Origin of the sequence: Halomonas sp. BDJS001 (assembly GCF_026104355.1) — a bacterium.
Taxonomy (GTDB): domain Bacteria; phylum Pseudomonadota; class Gammaproteobacteria; order Pseudomonadales; family Halomonadaceae; genus Vreelandella.
Window position 1 is genome coordinate 3,479,326 of record NZ_CP110535.1, and the last position, 16,405, is coordinate 3,495,730.

15 protein-coding genes are annotated in these 16,405 nt (G+C 57.0%); 4 read left to right on the forward strand and 11 right to left on the reverse strand.

Features of this window, described 5'->3' with window-relative positions; translation table 11 throughout:
* Positions 1 to 6: 6 nt before the first annotated feature.
* The 11 genes from alr to OM794_RS16250 form a co-directional block, all read right to left on the reverse strand.
* Positions 7 to 1,107 carry an alanine racemase gene (gene alr, locus OM794_RS16200; RefSeq protein WP_226247559.1) on the reverse strand — a complete coding sequence of 367 codons (1,101 nt, stop codon included), beginning with the start codon at positions 1,105 to 1,107 and terminating at the stop codon, positions 7 to 9.
* 133 nt (positions 1,108 to 1,240) lie between these two features.
* The gene (gene rpoS / locus OM794_RS16205) at positions 1,241 to 2,212 is read right to left on the reverse strand and encodes an RNA polymerase sigma factor RpoS (RefSeq protein ID WP_088698869.1); all 972 of its coding nucleotides are present in this window, start codon (positions 2,210 to 2,212) and stop codon (positions 1,241 to 1,243) included.
* 163 nt (positions 2,213 to 2,375) lie between these two features.
* Positions 2,376 to 3,464, reverse strand: coding sequence for a peptidoglycan DD-metalloendopeptidase family protein (locus OM794_RS16210; protein ID WP_226247562.1), 1,089 nt, complete (start codon positions 3,462 to 3,464; stop codon positions 2,376 to 2,378).
* A gap of 6 nt (positions 3,465 to 3,470) precedes the next feature.
* A complete protein-coding gene (locus tag OM794_RS16215; protein ID WP_226247564.1) occupies positions 3,471 to 4,430 on the reverse strand; it encodes a DUF368 domain-containing protein in 960 nt (319 codons plus the stop codon).
* On the reverse strand, positions 4,427 to 5,104 hold the full coding sequence (locus tag OM794_RS16220; protein WP_226247566.1) for a protein-L-isoaspartate(D-aspartate) O-methyltransferase: 678 nt from the start codon (positions 5,102 to 5,104) through the stop codon (positions 4,427 to 4,429). Before OM794_RS16220 ends, OM794_RS16215 begins: the two co-directional genes overlap by 4 nt.
* On the reverse strand, positions 5,091 to 5,837 hold the full coding sequence (gene surE / locus OM794_RS16225; RefSeq protein WP_088698873.1) for a 5'/3'-nucleotidase SurE: 747 nt from the start codon (positions 5,835 to 5,837) through the stop codon (positions 5,091 to 5,093). Before surE ends, OM794_RS16220 begins: the two co-directional genes overlap by 14 nt.
* Before the next feature lie 116 nt (positions 5,838 to 5,953).
* Entirely contained in the window at positions 5,954 to 6,985 is a 1,032-nt protein-coding gene (truD, locus tag OM794_RS16230; RefSeq protein ID WP_226247568.1) for a tRNA pseudouridine(13) synthase TruD, read from the reverse strand.
* Positions 6,978 to 7,466: a 2-C-methyl-D-erythritol 2,4-cyclodiphosphate synthase gene (gene ispF / locus OM794_RS16235; protein ID WP_264167759.1), complete on the reverse strand. Its 489-nt coding sequence runs from the start codon at positions 7,464 to 7,466 to the stop codon at positions 6,978 to 6,980. The genes truD and ispF overlap by 8 nt, the downstream gene beginning before the upstream one ends.
* Positions 7,467 to 7,482: 16 nt before the next feature.
* A complete protein-coding gene (gene ispD / locus OM794_RS16240) occupies positions 7,483 to 8,190 on the reverse strand; it encodes a 2-C-methyl-D-erythritol 4-phosphate cytidylyltransferase (RefSeq protein WP_226247571.1) in 708 nt (235 codons plus the stop codon).
* On the reverse strand, positions 8,187 to 8,525 hold the full coding sequence (ftsB, locus tag OM794_RS16245) for a cell division protein FtsB (protein ID WP_211594773.1): 339 nt from the start codon (positions 8,523 to 8,525) through the stop codon (positions 8,187 to 8,189). The genes ispD and ftsB overlap by 4 nt, the downstream gene beginning before the upstream one ends.
* Positions 8,526 to 8,706: 181 nt before the next feature.
* On the reverse strand, positions 8,707 to 9,855 hold the full coding sequence (locus tag OM794_RS16250; RefSeq protein WP_265153910.1) for a GNAT family N-acetyltransferase: 1,149 nt from the start codon (positions 9,853 to 9,855) through the stop codon (positions 8,707 to 8,709).
* A 220-nt stretch (positions 9,856 to 10,075) separates the two neighbouring features.
* Between OM794_RS16250 and OM794_RS16255 the strand changes: the two genes are divergently transcribed.
* The 4 genes from OM794_RS16255 to OM794_RS16270 all read left to right on the forward strand — a co-directional run bounded on the left by OM794_RS16255 (position 10,076) and on the right by OM794_RS16270 (position 16,373).
* Positions 10,076 to 11,431 (forward strand): aldehyde dehydrogenase family protein, encoded by a 1,356-nt coding sequence (locus OM794_RS16255; RefSeq protein WP_226247573.1) that lies wholly within the window; start codon positions 10,076 to 10,078, stop codon positions 11,429 to 11,431.
* A gap of 88 nt (positions 11,432 to 11,519) precedes the next feature.
* The gene (locus OM794_RS16260) at positions 11,520 to 13,757 is read left to right on the forward strand and encodes an ATP-binding protein (RefSeq protein WP_226247575.1); all 2,238 of its coding nucleotides are present in this window, start codon (positions 11,520 to 11,522) and stop codon (positions 13,755 to 13,757) included.
* A complete protein-coding gene (locus tag OM794_RS16265) occupies positions 13,754 to 15,520 on the forward strand; it encodes a putative bifunctional diguanylate cyclase/phosphodiesterase (protein WP_265153911.1) in 1,767 nt (588 codons plus the stop codon). Before OM794_RS16260 ends, OM794_RS16265 begins: the two co-directional genes overlap by 4 nt.
* Positions 15,510 to 16,373: a MurR/RpiR family transcriptional regulator gene (locus tag OM794_RS16270; protein WP_226247580.1), complete on the forward strand. Its 864-nt coding sequence runs from the start codon at positions 15,510 to 15,512 to the stop codon at positions 16,371 to 16,373. Before OM794_RS16265 ends, OM794_RS16270 begins: the two co-directional genes overlap by 11 nt.
* Positions 16,374 to 16,405 lie beyond the last annotated feature (32 nt).

Consider the following 16,405-nt stretch of genomic DNA (forward strand, 5'->3'; position numbering starts at 1 on the left):
AACCGTTTAAGCAAAACGCCCATAATAACGCCGCGGCGCCCGGGGCAGTACCCCTGTGAGCAACGTATAGCTGATGGTATCGCAATAGCGGGCCACTTCATCCACTGACAGCACCTCGCCGTTGCTGGCTCTGCCCCAGAGGACGACCTCGCTGCCGATCGCGACATCAGGCACATCCGTCACGTCAATGGTCAACATATCCATGGAAACTTTACCGGCAATGGCGCAGCGTTGGCCGTTGACCAGTACCGGCGTACCATCGCGGGCATGACGGTCGTAGCCATCGCCATAGCCACAGGCAACCACAGCAATGCGTGAACGCCGCGGTGCACGCCAGCGACCGCTGTAGCCCACGGGCTCCCCCTCTTCCAGCTCACGCAAGGCAATGATTTCCGAGCGTAGCGTCATCACCGGTTGCAGTTGCTGGGTGATGTCGTTGGCCTCTTCCAGGGGATCACTGCCGTAGAGCATGACCCCTGGCCGGTTCCAATCGCCGTGGGCCACTGGCCACGCTAGGGTGGCGGGTGAGTTGGCCAGGCACAGCGGGGCTGCCAGCTCACTGGCAAGCCCTTGCAGCCGGGCCATTTGCTGCTTGAAGTAGCCGTCATCACGGGAATCGGCGCTGGCAAAGTGGCTCATGAGATGGAGCGAAGCCACACTCGGCGCGGCGCTAAGCTGACGCCAGATGGCGGCGGCCTCGTCGATAGCAAAACCGAGGCGGTGCATGCCGGAGTCAACTTTTAACCAGACGGGTATAGGCGCCTGCGGTGAGGCGTCCAACAGGGCATCGACCTGCCACTGACTATGCACCGCAATCCAAAAACCGTGGGAGTCCACCAACATCAGCTCGTCGGCGCTAAAGATGCCTTCCAGCAGGATAATGGGTTGGGTAATGCCGCCCTCACGCAGGGTAATCGCCTCTTCAATGCAGGCGACGGCAAACGCCGGTGCTAAGCTCTCCAGCGCCTGAGCGCAGGCCAGCGCACCATGCCCATACCCATCGGCTTTGATCACTGCCACTGAGCGGCTTTGGGGCGCGCAACGGCACGCCAATTGATAGTTGTGACGCAGCGCGTCCAGGTCAATATCAGCCACAAGGGGGCGCATGTGCTTTCTCACCTACTGATTTAGCAACAAAAGCTTATTAATAAACATTTCTGCAATAAAAAGCCGGGTAAGCGCTCAATGTCACTCGCCCGGCTTAGAGGGGAGGCGCAAGTTACCTGCACCGAAGAATCACTCAGGTTTCAAACAGCGCCTCTAAAGAAAGGCCCTGTTTTTCCAGTGCACGGCGCAGCTTCTTGAGCGCTTCGACCTGGATCTGGCGCACCCGCTCGCGGGTTAAACCAATTTCGGCGCCCACTTCTTCGAGGGTGGCCGACTCATGGCCGCGTAAGCCAAAACGGCGCACCACCACTTCGCGCTGTTTTTCACTCAGCTCGTCCAGCCATAGATCCACATGCTCTTTGACGTCACCATCCACCAAGCGTGCTTCAGGGCCCTGCACTTCATCATCCGCCAGCGTATCGATCAGTGGCTTATCGCTCTCGCCCCCCATGGGGTAATCCACCGACGACACCCGCTCATTAAGTCCGAGCATCTTTTTGACCACATCGACCGGCTTATCCAGATGGTCGGCGATCTCTTCAGCGGTGGCTTCGTGATCAAATTTTTGGGTTAATTCCCGCGCCGCACGCAGGTAAATATTCAACTCTTTGACCACATGGATCGGCAAGCGGATGGTGCGCGTTTGATTCATCAGCGCCCGTTCGATGGTTTGACGAATCCACCAGGTCGCGTAGGTCGAGAAACGGAAGCCCCGTTCGGGGTCGAACTTCTCCACCGCGCGAATCAAGCCTAAATTGCCCTCTTCGATCAAATCCAGCAGCGTCAAGCCCCGGTTCAGGTAGCGACGGGCAATCTTTACCACCAGCCGCAGGTTGGATTCAATCATCCGCGAGCGCCCCAAGGGGTCACCCTTACGGGCCAAGCGACCGTAATAGACTTCTTCTTCTGGCGTTAACAGTGGCGAAAAGCCGATTTCGTTGAGGTAGATTTGCGTCGCATCCAAGCTTTGGGTCGATTGACGATCCTCGCGCCCTAGTGCCTTTTCGAAAGCGTCTTCTTCTACCGTGACATCATCAGTATCATCAAGCGCCTCCTCAGCAGCATCCAGGTCAACCTCCTGTAGATCTTTCTCCAACATACTCATGGCCTTACCCCTCGTTTGTCGCCTACCCGCCATTTAGAAAGTCAAAGGGGTGCGTTCAAGGACGCACACCATATTGTTATGTGACAATTGTTATATGACGCTCGAATGCAGCGATTCGGGCAACGAAGTCATACGCTGACGGCTCACCCTCCCTGTGAGGACATTAGCGGGAAGGCAGAAAATCCATGGGATCTTGCGGCTGCCCATCACGGCGAACCTCAAAGTGTAATCTGACGTTTTCTGCATCGCTATCCCCCATTGTGGCAATCACCTCGCCGGCCTCGACCACATCATTTTCACTGACCCGTAAGCTGTCATTATGCGCATACGCACTCAGGAATTGATCGTTGTGCTTGAGTAGGATGAGGTTGCCATACCCCCTGACACCACTGCCCGCATAGACCACGATGCCGGGGCCTGCCGCTTTTACAGGTTGCCCCTTTTCACCGGCGATATCAATCCCAGCGGTGATGCTATTACCCTGACCAAATTCTCCGACTACATTGCCATCAGCAGGCCACTGCCAGGCGATGTTTTCAGCGGGCGTATAGGTGCGCGAAGAGCGGTCTACGCTGGCGTTTTGAGCAGGAGCGGAGGCTTCAGGCTGGGGTTCGGGTTCAGACGCTGGCTGCGGTTCTGGCGCTTGCGCTGGTTCTGGTTCTGGTTCTGGTTCAGGCTGTGGCGCAGACTGCTCGGCGGGTTCGGGCTCTGGGTCAGCCGCGGCGACCACTTCAGGCTGGGGCGTTGACGAAGGGTTATTGGCGGACTCGGCTACTTGCTCTGCGGCATCTACGGCCTCTCGCTCAGCCGTAAGGCGCCGATTACGCTCAATCGCCGACTCATCGGGCAGCAACCAATCCAACTCTTGATCATCACGCGCCACGGAGGCCGTCTGCGGGCTCAACCCGGTCGCCACGGCGCCTCCGCCGCGGGAGGTATTTGCAGCGGGCTGGTTACTGTCCGCTGATGAGGCGCCTTCGCGCAGGGCAATGGTTTGCCCTGGCCGGATTTGGTAAGGCGGGCTAATGTTATTCATTGCCGCGAGCTGGCGATAATCCAAATTGTGCTGCCACGCAATGCCATACAGGGTATCGCCAGCTTTAACCGTATATTGGGGTGAGTTTTCCACCGCCTGGCGTGCCTGACTTAAATCCCGCACCTGGGGGCTTCCGCCTTGCTGGCTGGCACAGCCAGCGATTGCTAGTGCCAGCGCCGACATCATTAGTGCTTTAGGTAGATAACCTTTACGCATATAAACCTACTCCTTTTCAGCGCCAAGCTGGGTATCGATTGGCCGACGATCCGCATGTCGGTTGAGTAACACGACAATGAGTGTACCCACGGCCATTAGCGCGACAACACCGGCCACTTGTGCCGAAGCACCGGTCAATACGGCATAGTCAGCGGGCAATAAATAGCGGTAATCCAGAGGAATCATTTGCCCTTCTGGCCCTATTTGGTAGCGTAACAGCTCGCGCCATGGCCAGAGAACCGGCAGCGAACCAACAATAAATCCCAATAGCAGTTGCATCGTCGGGGTATGGTGGCGCCGTAACAGCCAGGACAGCAGCCGTGAAAACAGCGCTAAGCCCACCATACAGCCCATGCCAAACAGCACAATAATGCCCAGATCCAAACTGCGAATTGCGCCCATGATGGTGCCGTAGAGACCCATGGTCAGCAATAGAAAGCTGCCTGACACGCCCGGCAGCAGCATGGCGCTAATAGCGATACAGCCTGCCACCATCACTACCAGTGCTTCATTACCAATTAATAACACCAACGGCATCATGCCTGGCAACGCTCGGGCTAGCACTAACCCCACCAGTAGCGGTACTAGATACCACAGCTTCCAGCCGCTGCTCGCCTGCCCTACCACTAATGCAGAGGCAGCCACCAGGCCAAAAAAGAAGCCATCCAGCAGCAGCGGGTGCGCTTCCATCAACCAGAGTGCTAAATGCGCCACGCTAAACAGGCTAACCGCGACCCCCGCCAGTAGAGGCACCAGAAAGGCGAGATTCAAATGGTTGCCAAGAGCCCGCCAGCCGCCGCGATGCCAAGCGCCAATAGCGCTGGGTCCAAACTGTTTGATCGTATTGATCAGCTCTTCATAAATACCGCTAATAAACGCAATTGTTCCTCCCGACACGCCGGGCACCGCGTCGGCAGCGCCCATCCCTGCGCCTCTTAAAAATATTCCCAAGGGTTGCCGCTTCAATCCACTACTCCTTGCAGTAAGGGTACAAAACGCACGGGCTCAAGCCGACGTTTTTCAAAGGCACTGCCGATGCGCTTTACCTGAGTAAGCCACTGGCTGCCATCGGGCTCTTCTAATGGGGCGATGAGCACCCCATCATGGCTCAATTGCTCAAGTAGCGCTGTAGGCACCGTCTGAGCACAGGCGGTGAGTAAAATAACGTCAAACGGCGCGGCGTCAGGCCAACCAAAACCACCGTCTGCCACCGCCAGGGTGGCAGGTGCTGCTAGCCGTCTTAAGCGCTCCGCCGCTCGCTCGTGTAGCGCGCTGATACGCTCAATGGAGTAGAGCTCTTCGATCAATCGCGACAGGATCAGCGTCTGATAGCCAGACCCTGTTCCCAGTTCGAGCACTCTGCGCGGCGCGGCGCGCAGCACGAGCTCTGTCATCCGCGCCACAATAAACGGCTGCGAGAGCGTTTGGCTAAAGCCAATCGGCAGCGCGGTATCTTCATAGGCGCGATGAGCCAGCGCTTCGTCAACAAACAGATGACGCGGTTCACTGGCCATTACCTCCAGCACCCGGGCATCGCTAATGCCCTGTTGCATGAGGCGTTCGACCATACGGTCACGGGTGCGCTGGGAGGTCATGCCGCGACCGCGCAACTCTCCTGGAGAGATATCAGGCAAAAACATCCAACCATTCCTGCACATCGTTAAGCGCGGGGTGCCGCGTTAGGTCTGTTTGTAGGGGGGTAATCGACACATAGCCCGCTTCGACGGCAGCAAAATCGGTATCATCGCCATCATCAGCATTGGCGGCTACTGGCGCAATCCAGTAGCGCGTGCGCCCACGCGGGTCTTGAACCGCCAACGGCTTCTCTGCCGGCCCACGATAGCCTAAGCGCGTCACTTTAACGCCTTTAATCTCCTCCCAGGGCACATCGGGCACATTGACATTCAGCAGTGTTCGCGGCGGAAGCGAGAGCTGATCCGCAGCACCAATCAAGGTGCCTGCCACCCGGGCAGCAGTCGCAAAATGGCGCTCGCCACACAGCGACATGGCAATCGCCGTCATCCCCAAATTGCGCCCCTCCATCGCCGCTGCAACGGTGCCCGAGTAGAGCACATCGTCACCCAGATTACTGCCATGGTTGATACCTGAGATAACTAAATCGGGTTTTTCGTCCCACACACCGTGAACGCCCAAATAGACGCAGTCCGCGGGCGTACCATCGACGCTGTAAAAGCCATTATCCAGCGGCGTCAACGAGAGTGGTCGTGACAAAGTAAGCGAGTTGCTGGCACCGCTACGGTCACGGTCAGGCGCCACTACGCGAATATTGGCATGGGCCAACAGCGCATCGTGCAGCGCACGCAGTCCCGGTGCGTGCACACCATCATCATTGGAAAGCAGTAGTCGCCGCATGGCGGGTCTCCTTGATCATAAGCGCGTAATGTGACGGCTCATATCCATCACTTTTACTAACCTTTAAGCCTGATTAGTCATCCAGGCACTGACGGCTGCATTCAGCCCACCTTACGTCAGCTCGCTAATATCAGCTCACCCAGCACGGCGGTGGCGAAACTACCCCGCGGCAGTGCAAACGAAAGTCGGACGGCGCCAGGCTCCCAAGTGAGTTTGGGGTTAAGCAGCCGCATACGCAGTGCTCGGCGCGCCTGTTTTACCCCGCTGCGCTCTAAGCCACTACATAAACCTGGATAGTGCTGCAGCAAGCGCGCCTCATAAACCCCAGCGTCGCCCTCACCAGCTTCGCCAACACCCCACAACACCCCGGTGGGGTGCACATCCAGTTCCGCGGCACGCCCCTGTAGCGTCGCATCGGTGGCATCGATACGAAACACGCTTTGCGTGCCGTCCAGCATTAACGTATCGCCCGCCAGCGGCTGTGACCAAGTGCCATCAGCGATGCGCGCGCTGAGCAGTTTATTAAACAGAAAACTGCGCGCGGTGGAGAGCATCATACCCTGGCGGTCGTCGCGTTTACGCCAACCTCGGTTAAGTAATGCTTCGGCACGCTGAAGATTGCGTCCCTCCGGGCCAAAGCGCTGGGGGCCAAAATAGTTGGGCACGCCATGCTGACAGAGTGCTTCCCAGCGACCAATAAAATCGTCGCCCTCGATGGCTTCACCGCTCAAGCGCAAAACGAAACGATTCGTACGGTGAACGCCACGTTTCAGCTTACGGGGGTGGCGCGCCTGCTCCACGACCGTTATACCCAGCGCAGTAAGCGACTGCTCAAGCTCCGACGGCGCATCACGGCCGGGCAGATGCACACTTAGCCACTGGCGTGTGACGGCAATGCGGTCTTTCATGCCAGAGTAACCAATATCACGGGGCGTTACGCCACAAAGCCGACTTAAGGTTTTGACTACATCTAACGTGGTTTGATTGCGCTTTTCAACGCGCAACCACAGATGCTCCCCGTGCCCTTCAGGGGTAAAATCAAGCTGCTCATCGACCCAAAAATCTTCCGGCTGGGCACGGTACTGGCCCGGTTTAGGAGAACCGAACTGTGCATCGAGACAGCGCTGCCACACCGGCATATTAATCATTAAGTGCCTCAGCACGGTCAAGCACCACCACTGCCTCCGCGGCGATACCTTCACCACGCCCGGTGAAGCCTAACCGTTCGGTGGTGGTGGCTTTCACGTTGACTTGGCCAAGCCCAACGTCTAGATCGGCGGCAATGACTTTCCGCATGGCCTCGATATGTGGCGCCATTTTGGGCGCCTGGGCCATCAGCGTGGCGTCGATATTGACTACCCCATAGCCTTGTTCCTGAACAAGCATGACCACGTGCCGTAGCAGTTCGCGACTATCAGCGCCCTCCCATGCCGGGTCAGTGTCCGGAAAGTGGCGGCCAATATCGCCCAGCGCACAGGCGCCCAGCAGTGCATCGCTAATGGCATGAAGCAGCACATCGCCATCGGAGTGGGCCACAAAACCGTGCTCAAACGGCAGCTTCACGCCGCCGATCATTAAATGATCGCCGGGGCCGAAACGGTGTACATCGAATCCGTGGCCAATACGCATTATAAGCTCCTAGTGATTAAAGCCTGCCTGGCGTGTTAGCGGCTTGTGCCGCCATAATCGCGGCTGCCAGCGCCAAGTCATCCGGGTGGGTAATTTTCAGGTTGTCGCGCCGCCCCGTTACCAATTGTGGGCACTCGCCCAAGGCTTCAACCGCCGAGGCCTCATCGGTCACCAGCGTTTGCTGCTGGCGAGCAGTTTCCAGTGCTCGCCTCAGCAGCGCATAGCGAAAGCCCTGGGGGGTTAGTGCGTGCCACAACCCCTCCCGGGGTTCAGTGCGCGCGCTTTGGCACTGGTCATCGGCACGTTTCATGGTATCGGCTACCGGCATCGCCAGAAGAGCACCTGCGGAGTGGGTCGCCGCGGCTTGATAAAGCGCAAGAAGATCGTTCACGGTAATACAGGGACGAGCCACATCATGTACTAACACCACATCGTCATCGTCGGCCGCCATCGCATGAAGAGCATTTAATACGCTGTCCATTCGCTCGCTGCCGCCCACCACCCGCTGCCAGTCATTAAAAGGCACCCAGTGAGGTAAAAACCAGCGGTCATCGGCATCCAGGCAGAGCACCAGACGAGCGCTAGGAAAAGCACGATGAAGACGCGCCAAGGTATGCGCCAGCACCGGCTGTTCATCGGCCAAGGTCAAATACTGTTTGGGTTTATCGGCCCCCATACGACGACCTTGACCCGCCGCAGGAACAATTAACCAGACTTGACTCACTGCGGCGGCTCCTGGGGAGCAACCAGACCTGCATTAATACCGATCAGCTCATTTTCAATCGCCACTCCCGGCACCCAGAAGAACTGCTCATCGGTGCGCACCATGCCCATATCGCTGCGGGCACGCTCCTCAATCGCGTCTAAACCGGTTTTTAAATCCGTCACCTCTGCCGCCAGCCGCGCATTGCGCTCGCGCATGGGCACATTGGCCGCCTCTTGCATCGCCACCCGCTGCTCCACGTGCTGTAAATCGCGCCAGCCGCCGTTGCCTAACCACAGCTCGTATTGCAGCAGCGCGAAGACAGCAAGCAATGTCAACACTAGCCATTTACGCATTACTGCTCTCCGATAACCTATCTATTACAGCCTAACGTTTGCTTACGATCGATTAAGCTGCAGGTAAAAATCACGTTTTAAAACAGCAGTTGTATCAAACAGACGCGCTGATTGGCGCGCATTATGCCATCAAGGCGCAACACCAGCGAGCCGTGCCTCGTTTAAATGGCAGCTTAAATGACTACTTAAAGGGCAGCGCTTGGTGGGCCGCCTCACGGTAGGCGCTGACATGTTCGCCCTCTTGATGGCAAAACTGGGCGACACCCGCGGCAAGCCCAGGATGACTAATATAGTGCAGCGAGCGCACGCGCTGGGGTGCAAAGCCGCGTACCAGCTTATGCTCGCCCTGGGTACCTGGATCAAACAGGGTTAAGCCACGCTGTAAACAGTAGTCGATCCCCTGGTAGTAGCAGGCCTCAAAATGCAGGCAATCAGCGACCACTTCGCTTCCCCAGTAGCGCCCATAGAGCGTGCTACTGCCACGAAAATAGAGCGCTGCCGCCACCGGGCGCCCTTCAATGTAAGCCTGTACCAGCACCAGCGTCTCCGGCATGGTTTGGCGCAGGCGCTCAAAAAAATCATGATTTAAATAAGGGGGGCGACCACGTTCATGGTAGGTGATCGCATAGCAGCGATAGAAGTGCGCCATATCCGCTGAGGTGATCGCCTCGCCCTCCAAACGCGCTACCTGTAAGCCTTGCTCTGCGACCAAACGCCGCTCGCGCTTGATCATTTTGCGCCGTTTCGAGGTCAGGCTGGCTAGAAAGCCCTCAAAGTCACCGAAGCCGCGATCCCGCCACTGAAACTGTACACCTTCGCGGCTGATCAACTCAGGACACTGTGCCTGCCAGGCGGTGACATCTGCCTCGTTGGCAAACAGCAGGTGCCAGCTTGATAGATCAAGGCGTTCGCACTGCTCCCGCCACGCGTTGGCCAGCAGTGCACGGACGGCACTGGCATCAGCGTGCCTGGCAATTAACGTGCGCGCCCCTGGCACCGGCGTGAACGGCACCGCGCTGAGGGCTTTGGGGTAGTAACGCCCCCCGGCGCGCTCCAGCGCTTCCGCCCAGCCCCAATCAAACACATACTCACCGTAGGAGTGATGCTTGCAATACATGGGCAGCGCTGCGACCAACTGTTCGCCTTGCCATACACTCAGGTGGCACGGCTCCCAGCCCGTAGCCTCGCTGACAGACCCACTGGCCTCCAGGGCGTGTAAAAACGCGTGACGCAAAAATGGCTGATCGTCATCGACCAGTGAATCCCACTGGCTTGCCGTAATGGCCTCAATGGTGGGTAGAATAGTGGTCGACAGTGGGGGTAACGGCATAACACCTTCCCGAGCGGATAGAGGCTAAAAGACCACTTTACACTAACTGTTTATAGAAACCGTTTACACTCATCGTCTATACCCGCTGGCCAGATCAACGGGCTAATTCAAAGAGCTAAATCAAGGGCTGTGCCAACGAAACCAATGAAAGCAGATGCGGCGATTGAACTACCGTACTTAACGTTAACGCCACGCCGGGAACGACACATAAGGAGAGGCCATGACGCGCGATCTAACGGGTGACTTTCAAACGCAGCGCCAAGCGGCCGATCAAATGCCCTACCCGACGCTAACGGTGCGTCGTGACCGGTTGGCCCGTCTAGCGCGTATGACCAAGCACCACCAGCTTGAGATTATCCGTGCGATTCAAACGGATTTTGGCCAGCGCAGCGATGTGGAAATACGCATGGCTGAAATCAGCGCAGTGCTGCATGCTATCCGCCACACCCGACTGCATCTATGGCATTGGATGCGCCCTTGGTCAGTCAGTATGCCGTGGCGGTTAATGCCTGCCCGGGCACGCATTGCGCCACAGCCGCTGGGTGTTGTCGGGGTGATATCACCCTGGAATTACCCCTGGAGCCTGGCGCTAATGCCGATAGTGGATGCGTTTGCAGCAGGCAATGTGGTAATGCTTAAACCCAGCGAGCACTCCCCCGCTACCAGCACCCTCCTGCAACGGCTGGTGCCTCAATACTTTACCCCTGAAGAACTGAAGGTCGTCGAAGGCGATGCAGAGGTGGCGCGTCGTTTTAGCGCTTTGCCATTCGATCACCTGGTGTTCACAGGCTCCAGCGCGGTAGGTCGGCAAGTGGCTCAAGCAGCCGCGGCGAATTTGACTCCAACGACGCTTGAGCTAGGCGGTAAGTCGCCCGCCATCGTGGCAGGCGATGCGGATTTCGATAAAGCGGCGGCGGATATTATTTTTGGTAAAGGCATGAGCGGCGGGCAAACCTGTATCGCTCCCGACTACGTGCTGGTTGAAAGCCGCCATATTAGTGCTGTGGTCAAAGCGTTGAGCGAAGCTATTCAACGCCAGCGACCCGATGATAATGCGGCCACCCACGCGATTAACGAGGCCCACCAGCAGCGGCTCGATGCCATGCTGCAAGAAGCCCATAATCACGGCTGCAGAATCATCGACCACGGCCCTCATGCCCCTGCGCTGGTTATCGACCCGCACCGGGAGCTTCAGGTGATGCGCGAAGAGATTTTTGGCCGCTGTTTACCGGTGGTTGGCGTGAGCGATATGTCAGCGGCAATACGCTATGTCAATGCCCGCCCCCACCCGCTAGCGCTGTATGCCTTCACACATGACAAGGGCTTACAGCAGCAGTTGCTGCAAACGACACGCTCCGGCGCACTAGTGTTTAATGCCACCCTGCTCCATCACGCTGTGCCCTCATTACCTTTTGGCGGGGTCGGCGAAAGCGGCATGGGGGCCTACCATGGTCGTCACGGTTTTGAACGTTTTAGCCATTTGCGTGGCATCTTCTATCAAGCTAAACGCTCGGCTAGCCGCATGCTGTATCCACCTTACCGGCGCTGGCTAATAAAACTTATAGGTCTTGGCTAAAGCTTGTGGGTTAATGTCCGATATGTAACTACCTATTAGTCTAACGCCCTTATAGAAGGTTTTATTAACTCTCAGCTTTGGAACGGCCATGCACGCCCCAGACACTCCTCATAACGAAACAGAGCGCCTGGCGGTTTTGCATGCTCTAGAGGTACTCGATACGCCTCACGACTCGGCTTTTGAGCGTTTGACGCAACTGGCACGCGACCTGTTCGGCGTGCCCATTGCATTAGTTTCGTTGATCGATAAAGAGCGCCAGTGGTTCAAATCACATCAGGGGCTTGAGGCGTGCGAAACCAATCGAACCGTCTCATTCTGCGCCCATGCCATCGCCCATGACGCTCCTCTGGTCATTGAGGACACCCATAAGGATGCGCGCTTTGCAGACAACCCGCTGGTCAACGACGCGCCGCGCATTCGCTTTTACGCGGGTTATCCACTGCGACCGCTGGAAGGCATGGCCATTGGTACGCTGTGTATTATTGATCGCCAGCCGCGCCAGTTTAGCGAGCGGGATTTAACGCTACTCAGCAGTTTAGCGGGTCAGGTTGAAGAGCTACTCCGCCAACACAAGCTACAGCTAGAGCTATCCCACACTGCTCAAAGGATGCATAAAGAGCAGAAACTGCTCAAAGTACTCCACCAAGGCATTACGGATTATCAAGCGCTGATGTCGGGGAAACGGCTGTGGGTGTTTCTAATGGAGGCGCTGCGCGAACTGACCGATAGCGACTACGCCCTGATTGGCGAAGTACTGCCCACCAACACCACCAATGCCCTTAAAATCCACGCCATTACTGATTTGTCATGGAGTGAAGAGTCTCGCCTCCTGATGGAGCAGCTGCGTAGCGGCGACATGACCATCACGAACCCCCACTCGCTGGTGGGCCGGGTGTTTGCGTTCGGTGAAGTGATTATGACCGACGATGTGTATGGCCACGCCCAACGCGGCGGCTTTCCTCCCGGGCATCCGCCCCTGCATAATTACCTCGGCGTGCCCATTTTCAGCGGCGAACAGTTAGTCGGTATGTATGCCATTGCCAACAGTAAACAGCCGCTTAACCAAGCGTTGCTGGATTGGCTACAACCGTTTACCGACACCTGCTCGCTATTGATCAACCTTTACAGCCAAATGGCCGAGCGCGAACAGGTCATGCGTGATTTGGCTGCGGCCCGCGACCAGGCGGAAACCGCTAGCCGGGCGAAAAGCGAGTTCCTATCGTCGATGAGCCACGAACTACGCACCCCGCTCAACGCCATAATCGGTTTCTCTCAGATTTTGGCCAATAGCCGCCGCGAACCGCTGGGCGACAAACAGCATCGCCAGGTCTCCCAAATCGAGCGGAGTGGCCAGCATCTGCTTAGCCTGATTAACGAAGTGCTGGATTTGGCCAAGATCGAAGCGGGTCATATGACGCTCTCCATCGAGCCGATTATTCTCGCCAACGTGTTTAACGACGCCTGCTCCACACTGGAACCCAGCGCCGAGGCAGCAGGCATCCATTTTCGCTATACGACGCCCAATGATCGTTGGCAGGTCAACGCCGACTACACACGCACCAAACAAATACTTTTGAACCTGCTCTCCAATGCGATCAAGTACAACAGCACCAACGGCTCAATCGATATAGCCGTGGCCCACTTGGTTGACCATGTGCGCATCAGCGTGACCGACACTGGCCCTGGCATCGCCCCTGAACGCCAGCACGAGCTATTCGAACCCTTTAATCGCCTTGATGCAGAAGGTGGCAGCATCGAAGGCTCCGGTATTGGCCTGGCGATTACCCGCGAGCTGGTCGAGCGTATGAACGGCGAGATGGGCGTAGACAGTCAGCCCGGCCAGGGCGCGACCTTTTGGTTTACCTTACCCACTGCTAACGCAGACGCTACCGCCGACGCGCCTCCTGCGATTCAGCCGGTTCATGCTCAGCCTAGTAATGCTTTTACGCTGCTCTATATTGAGGACAACCCCGCCAATCAGCGGCTGATGGAAGACATCATTGAAGAGCTGGGCGAGATAACGCTGCAGATTGCGCCCAGCGCTGAAATTGGCCTGGAAATAATGCGCCACTGCTCGCCTGCCCTGGTACTCATGGATGTCCACCTGCCAGGCATGAACGGCTACCAGACATTGGAAGCGATGCGCCGCGACCCACAGCTGCAAGCCTTGCCGGTGGTGGCCCTATCGGCCAACGCTCTGCCGGGCGACATCAAGCGCGGTTTGGAAGCAGGCTTTAACGGCTACCTCACCAAACCGCTCGAACTTGATAAACTAGAAGCCACCATTGCCCAGTTCATTCAGACTGCGTCAGGGAAGGAACCATGAGCCTTACTGAAAAACATCTGTTAATAGTGGATGACAGCACGGTTAACATCGAGCTCATGTTTGATCTTCTTGACGAGTATGGGTTTGAAAACATCCACGGGATTAATGACCCCCGTGAGGTGCTTCGCCACTGCCAGCAGCAGTTACCGGATCTACTGCTGCTGGATATCCGTATGCCGCACCTAGACGGCTACGCAGTGATTGAAGAGCTCAGAGCACATTTTGCCGAGCAGATGCCGCCGATTATCGTGCTGACGGCGCAAATTGATGACGTGACCCGCCATCGGGCCCTGAGTATGGGCGTACGCGATTTCATCACCAAACCATTCAAGCAAGATGAAGTATTGCAACGCATACGCAATACCTTAAACATTGAACACCGCTACCAAGTGCGTGATAAGCAGGCCGACACTCTCGAACAGATGGTCGCCAAACGCACCCAAGAGCTAGATCGCCAGTCACGCACCGACCCCATTACCCAGTTGCCTAACCGGCGTGGATTAGACCAGGCGTTGCGTAAGGCGGCCCTGAAAGCTTCCGGCACGGGGCTACTGTTTATCGCGATTGATAAACTCGATGATGTGGTGCGGCTGCACGGCTACCGGGTTGCCGATCAACTGCTGTGTTCGGTTAGCCAACGGCTGCGCCAACAGCTCGACGCTGACTGCCTACTCGGGTTATGGGGGGGAAGCGAGCTGCTGGTCATTACCCCCACGGCAAACTCCACCCAGCTGCTGCACCTGGCCGAGCAACTGCTCGAGTGTTTCGACCATGATCAGGCGCTGGAGGAGTTGCTGCTTCCCCTCAGTGCCCGTATCGGCATTAGTGCCGATGCAGGCTACTTTGAGGCAGAACGCTTGGTACATATGGCGGCCTTAGCGCTGCCACCTCTGGAATCGCTCAAGGTTCAGTACTACACACCAGCGCTTGAGACCAAGCAACGGCATCGGCTACATATTCAGCAGGCGATTCGTGGCGCCACCGAGCGTGGCGAGATGTCGCTCGCCTTTCAACCCAAACTATCGCTGGCTGACCACAAGATTCTCGGCGCGGAAGCGCTGCTACGTTGGCAGCACCCGGAGTTCGGCCTCATCTCTCCAGGTGAATTTATTCCGCTGGCAGAGGCCAGCGGTGATATTCTCTGCATAGGCGACTGGGTGCTCGATGAAGCCATGCGCTATATCAGCACCTGGCGGGCACAAGGGCTGCTCAATGACGATTTTCATATTGCGGTGAATGTGGCCGCTCGTCAGTTAAGCCGCAAAGACTTTGCCCAACAGCTGCTTGTTCGCCTTGAACAGCGGCAAATTCCCGAGCGCTTCCTGGCCCTGGAAGTCACCGAATCGGGGCTGATGAGCGATATGAATCACGCTCGTCAGCAGCTTGCCCAATTGGCTGCAATGAATATCGCCGTGGCCATTGACGATTTTGGCACCGGTCAATCGTCGTTGGCGTATATTAAAACGTTGCCTTTCTCGACGCTTAAGATAGATCGTGCCTTTGTGATGGACTTGGAAACCAGCGCGATTGACCGTCAACTGGCGCATACCATTACTCAGCTTGCTCATAGTGTGGGCTGCGATGTAGTGGCAGAAGGCATCGAAAACTCAGCCCAGGCAGCCTATTTAAGCTCTATCGGCTGTGAAGCCGCACAAGGCTACTTCTATGCTCGTCCGCTGCCTGCCGAAGCGTTTGTGGCCTGGTGCAGCGAATGGAAGCCACTTTGTTCCACCCCCCATATGGAGACCGTTAATGGCTCATGACTTACTTGACCGCTTACGCGAACGTTTAGAAGAACTCAACCGCTCAGAGCGTAAAGTCGCCAATGTAATTCTTGAAGACCCAACGGTCGCCACCAGTCTCAGCATTGCTAGCCTGGCTCAGGCGGCAAGCGTCAGCGAACCTACGGTTAATCGTTTCTGCCGCAACTTTGGCGCCAAAGGCTACCCTGATTTCAAGATCAAACTGGCTCAGAGCTTAGCCGGTGGTACGCCCTACGTGACCCGCGCAGTAGAGCCTGGTGACACTGCCACCCAGTACACCCACAAGATCTTTGGCGCCACCATCGCCGCCCTTGATCAAGCCCAGCGCGAAATCGATATGAGCGCCGTCGAGCGCATGGTCGACTACCTTACCCAGGCCAAGCAGATCCACATTTTTGGCTTGGGCGCCTCCGGCGCGGTGGCCCAGGATGCCCAACACAAGTTCTTCCGCTTCAACCTGCCGGTGATGGCCTACATCGATGTGCTGATGCAGCGCATGGTCGCCGCCGCTTGCCACACCGGGGATGTGGTAGTGATCATCTCCTACACCGGGCGCACCCGTGAGTTGGTGGATATCGCCCGTCTTGCACGGGAAGCCGGAGCAGTGGTACTCGGTATCACCGCGCCCAACTCGCCGGTAGCCAACGAGTGCACCGCCACCCTGGACGTCGCCACCCCCGAAGACACCGACCACTACATGCCGATGACCTCGCGGGTCATTCAGTTAACGCTGATTGATGCGCTGGCTACCGGGGTGACCTTGAGGCGCGGTGAAGACTTCTTACCCCACCTCAAGAAAATCAAAGACAGCCTGCGCGATACCCGCTTTCCGGTGGAAAAGTCTGGGAAGTGAATGGTTAAATAGTAAGGAGTGAGGGGTGAGGA

Coding starts and splice junctions, on each gene's coding strand:
- truD (WP_226247568.1), bottom strand. CDS start 6,985: ATGATTAATATGCCGGTGTGGCAGCGCTGTCTCGATGCACAGTTCGGT.
- OM794_RS16220 (WP_226247566.1), bottom strand. CDS start 5,104: ATGTTTTTGCCTGATATCTCTCCAGGAGAGTTGCGCGGTCGCGGCATG.
- OM794_RS16250 (WP_265153910.1), bottom strand. CDS start 9,855: ATGCCGTTACCCCCACTGTCGACCACTATTCTACCCACCATTGAGGCC.
- OM794_RS16255 (WP_226247573.1), top strand. CDS start 10,076: ATGACGCGCGATCTAACGGGTGACTTTCAAACGCAGCGCCAAGCGGCC.
- rpoS (WP_088698869.1), bottom strand. CDS start 2,212: ATGAGTATGTTGGAGAAAGATCTACAGGAGGTTGACCTGGATGCTGCT.
- OM794_RS16270 (WP_226247580.1), top strand. CDS start 15,510: ATGGCTCATGACTTACTTGACCGCTTACGCGAACGTTTAGAAGAACTC.
- OM794_RS16210 (WP_226247562.1), bottom strand. CDS start 3,464: ATGCGTAAAGGTTATCTACCTAAAGCACTAATGATGTCGGCGCTGGCA.
- OM794_RS16265 (WP_265153911.1), top strand. CDS start 13,754: ATGAGCCTTACTGAAAAACATCTGTTAATAGTGGATGACAGCACGGTT.
- ispF (WP_264167759.1), bottom strand. CDS start 7,466: ATGCGTATTGGCCACGGATTCGATGTACACCGTTTCGGCCCCGGCGAT.
- surE (WP_088698873.1), bottom strand. CDS start 5,837: ATGCGGCGACTACTGCTTTCCAATGATGATGGTGTGCACGCACCGGGA.
- ftsB (WP_211594773.1), bottom strand. CDS start 8,525: ATGCGTAAATGGCTAGTGTTGACATTGCTTGCTGTCTTCGCGCTGCTG.
- OM794_RS16260 (WP_226247575.1), top strand. CDS start 11,520: ATGCACGCCCCAGACACTCCTCATAACGAAACAGAGCGCCTGGCGGTT.
- alr (WP_226247559.1), bottom strand. CDS start 1,107: ATGCGCCCCCTTGTGGCTGATATTGACCTGGACGCGCTGCGTCACAAC.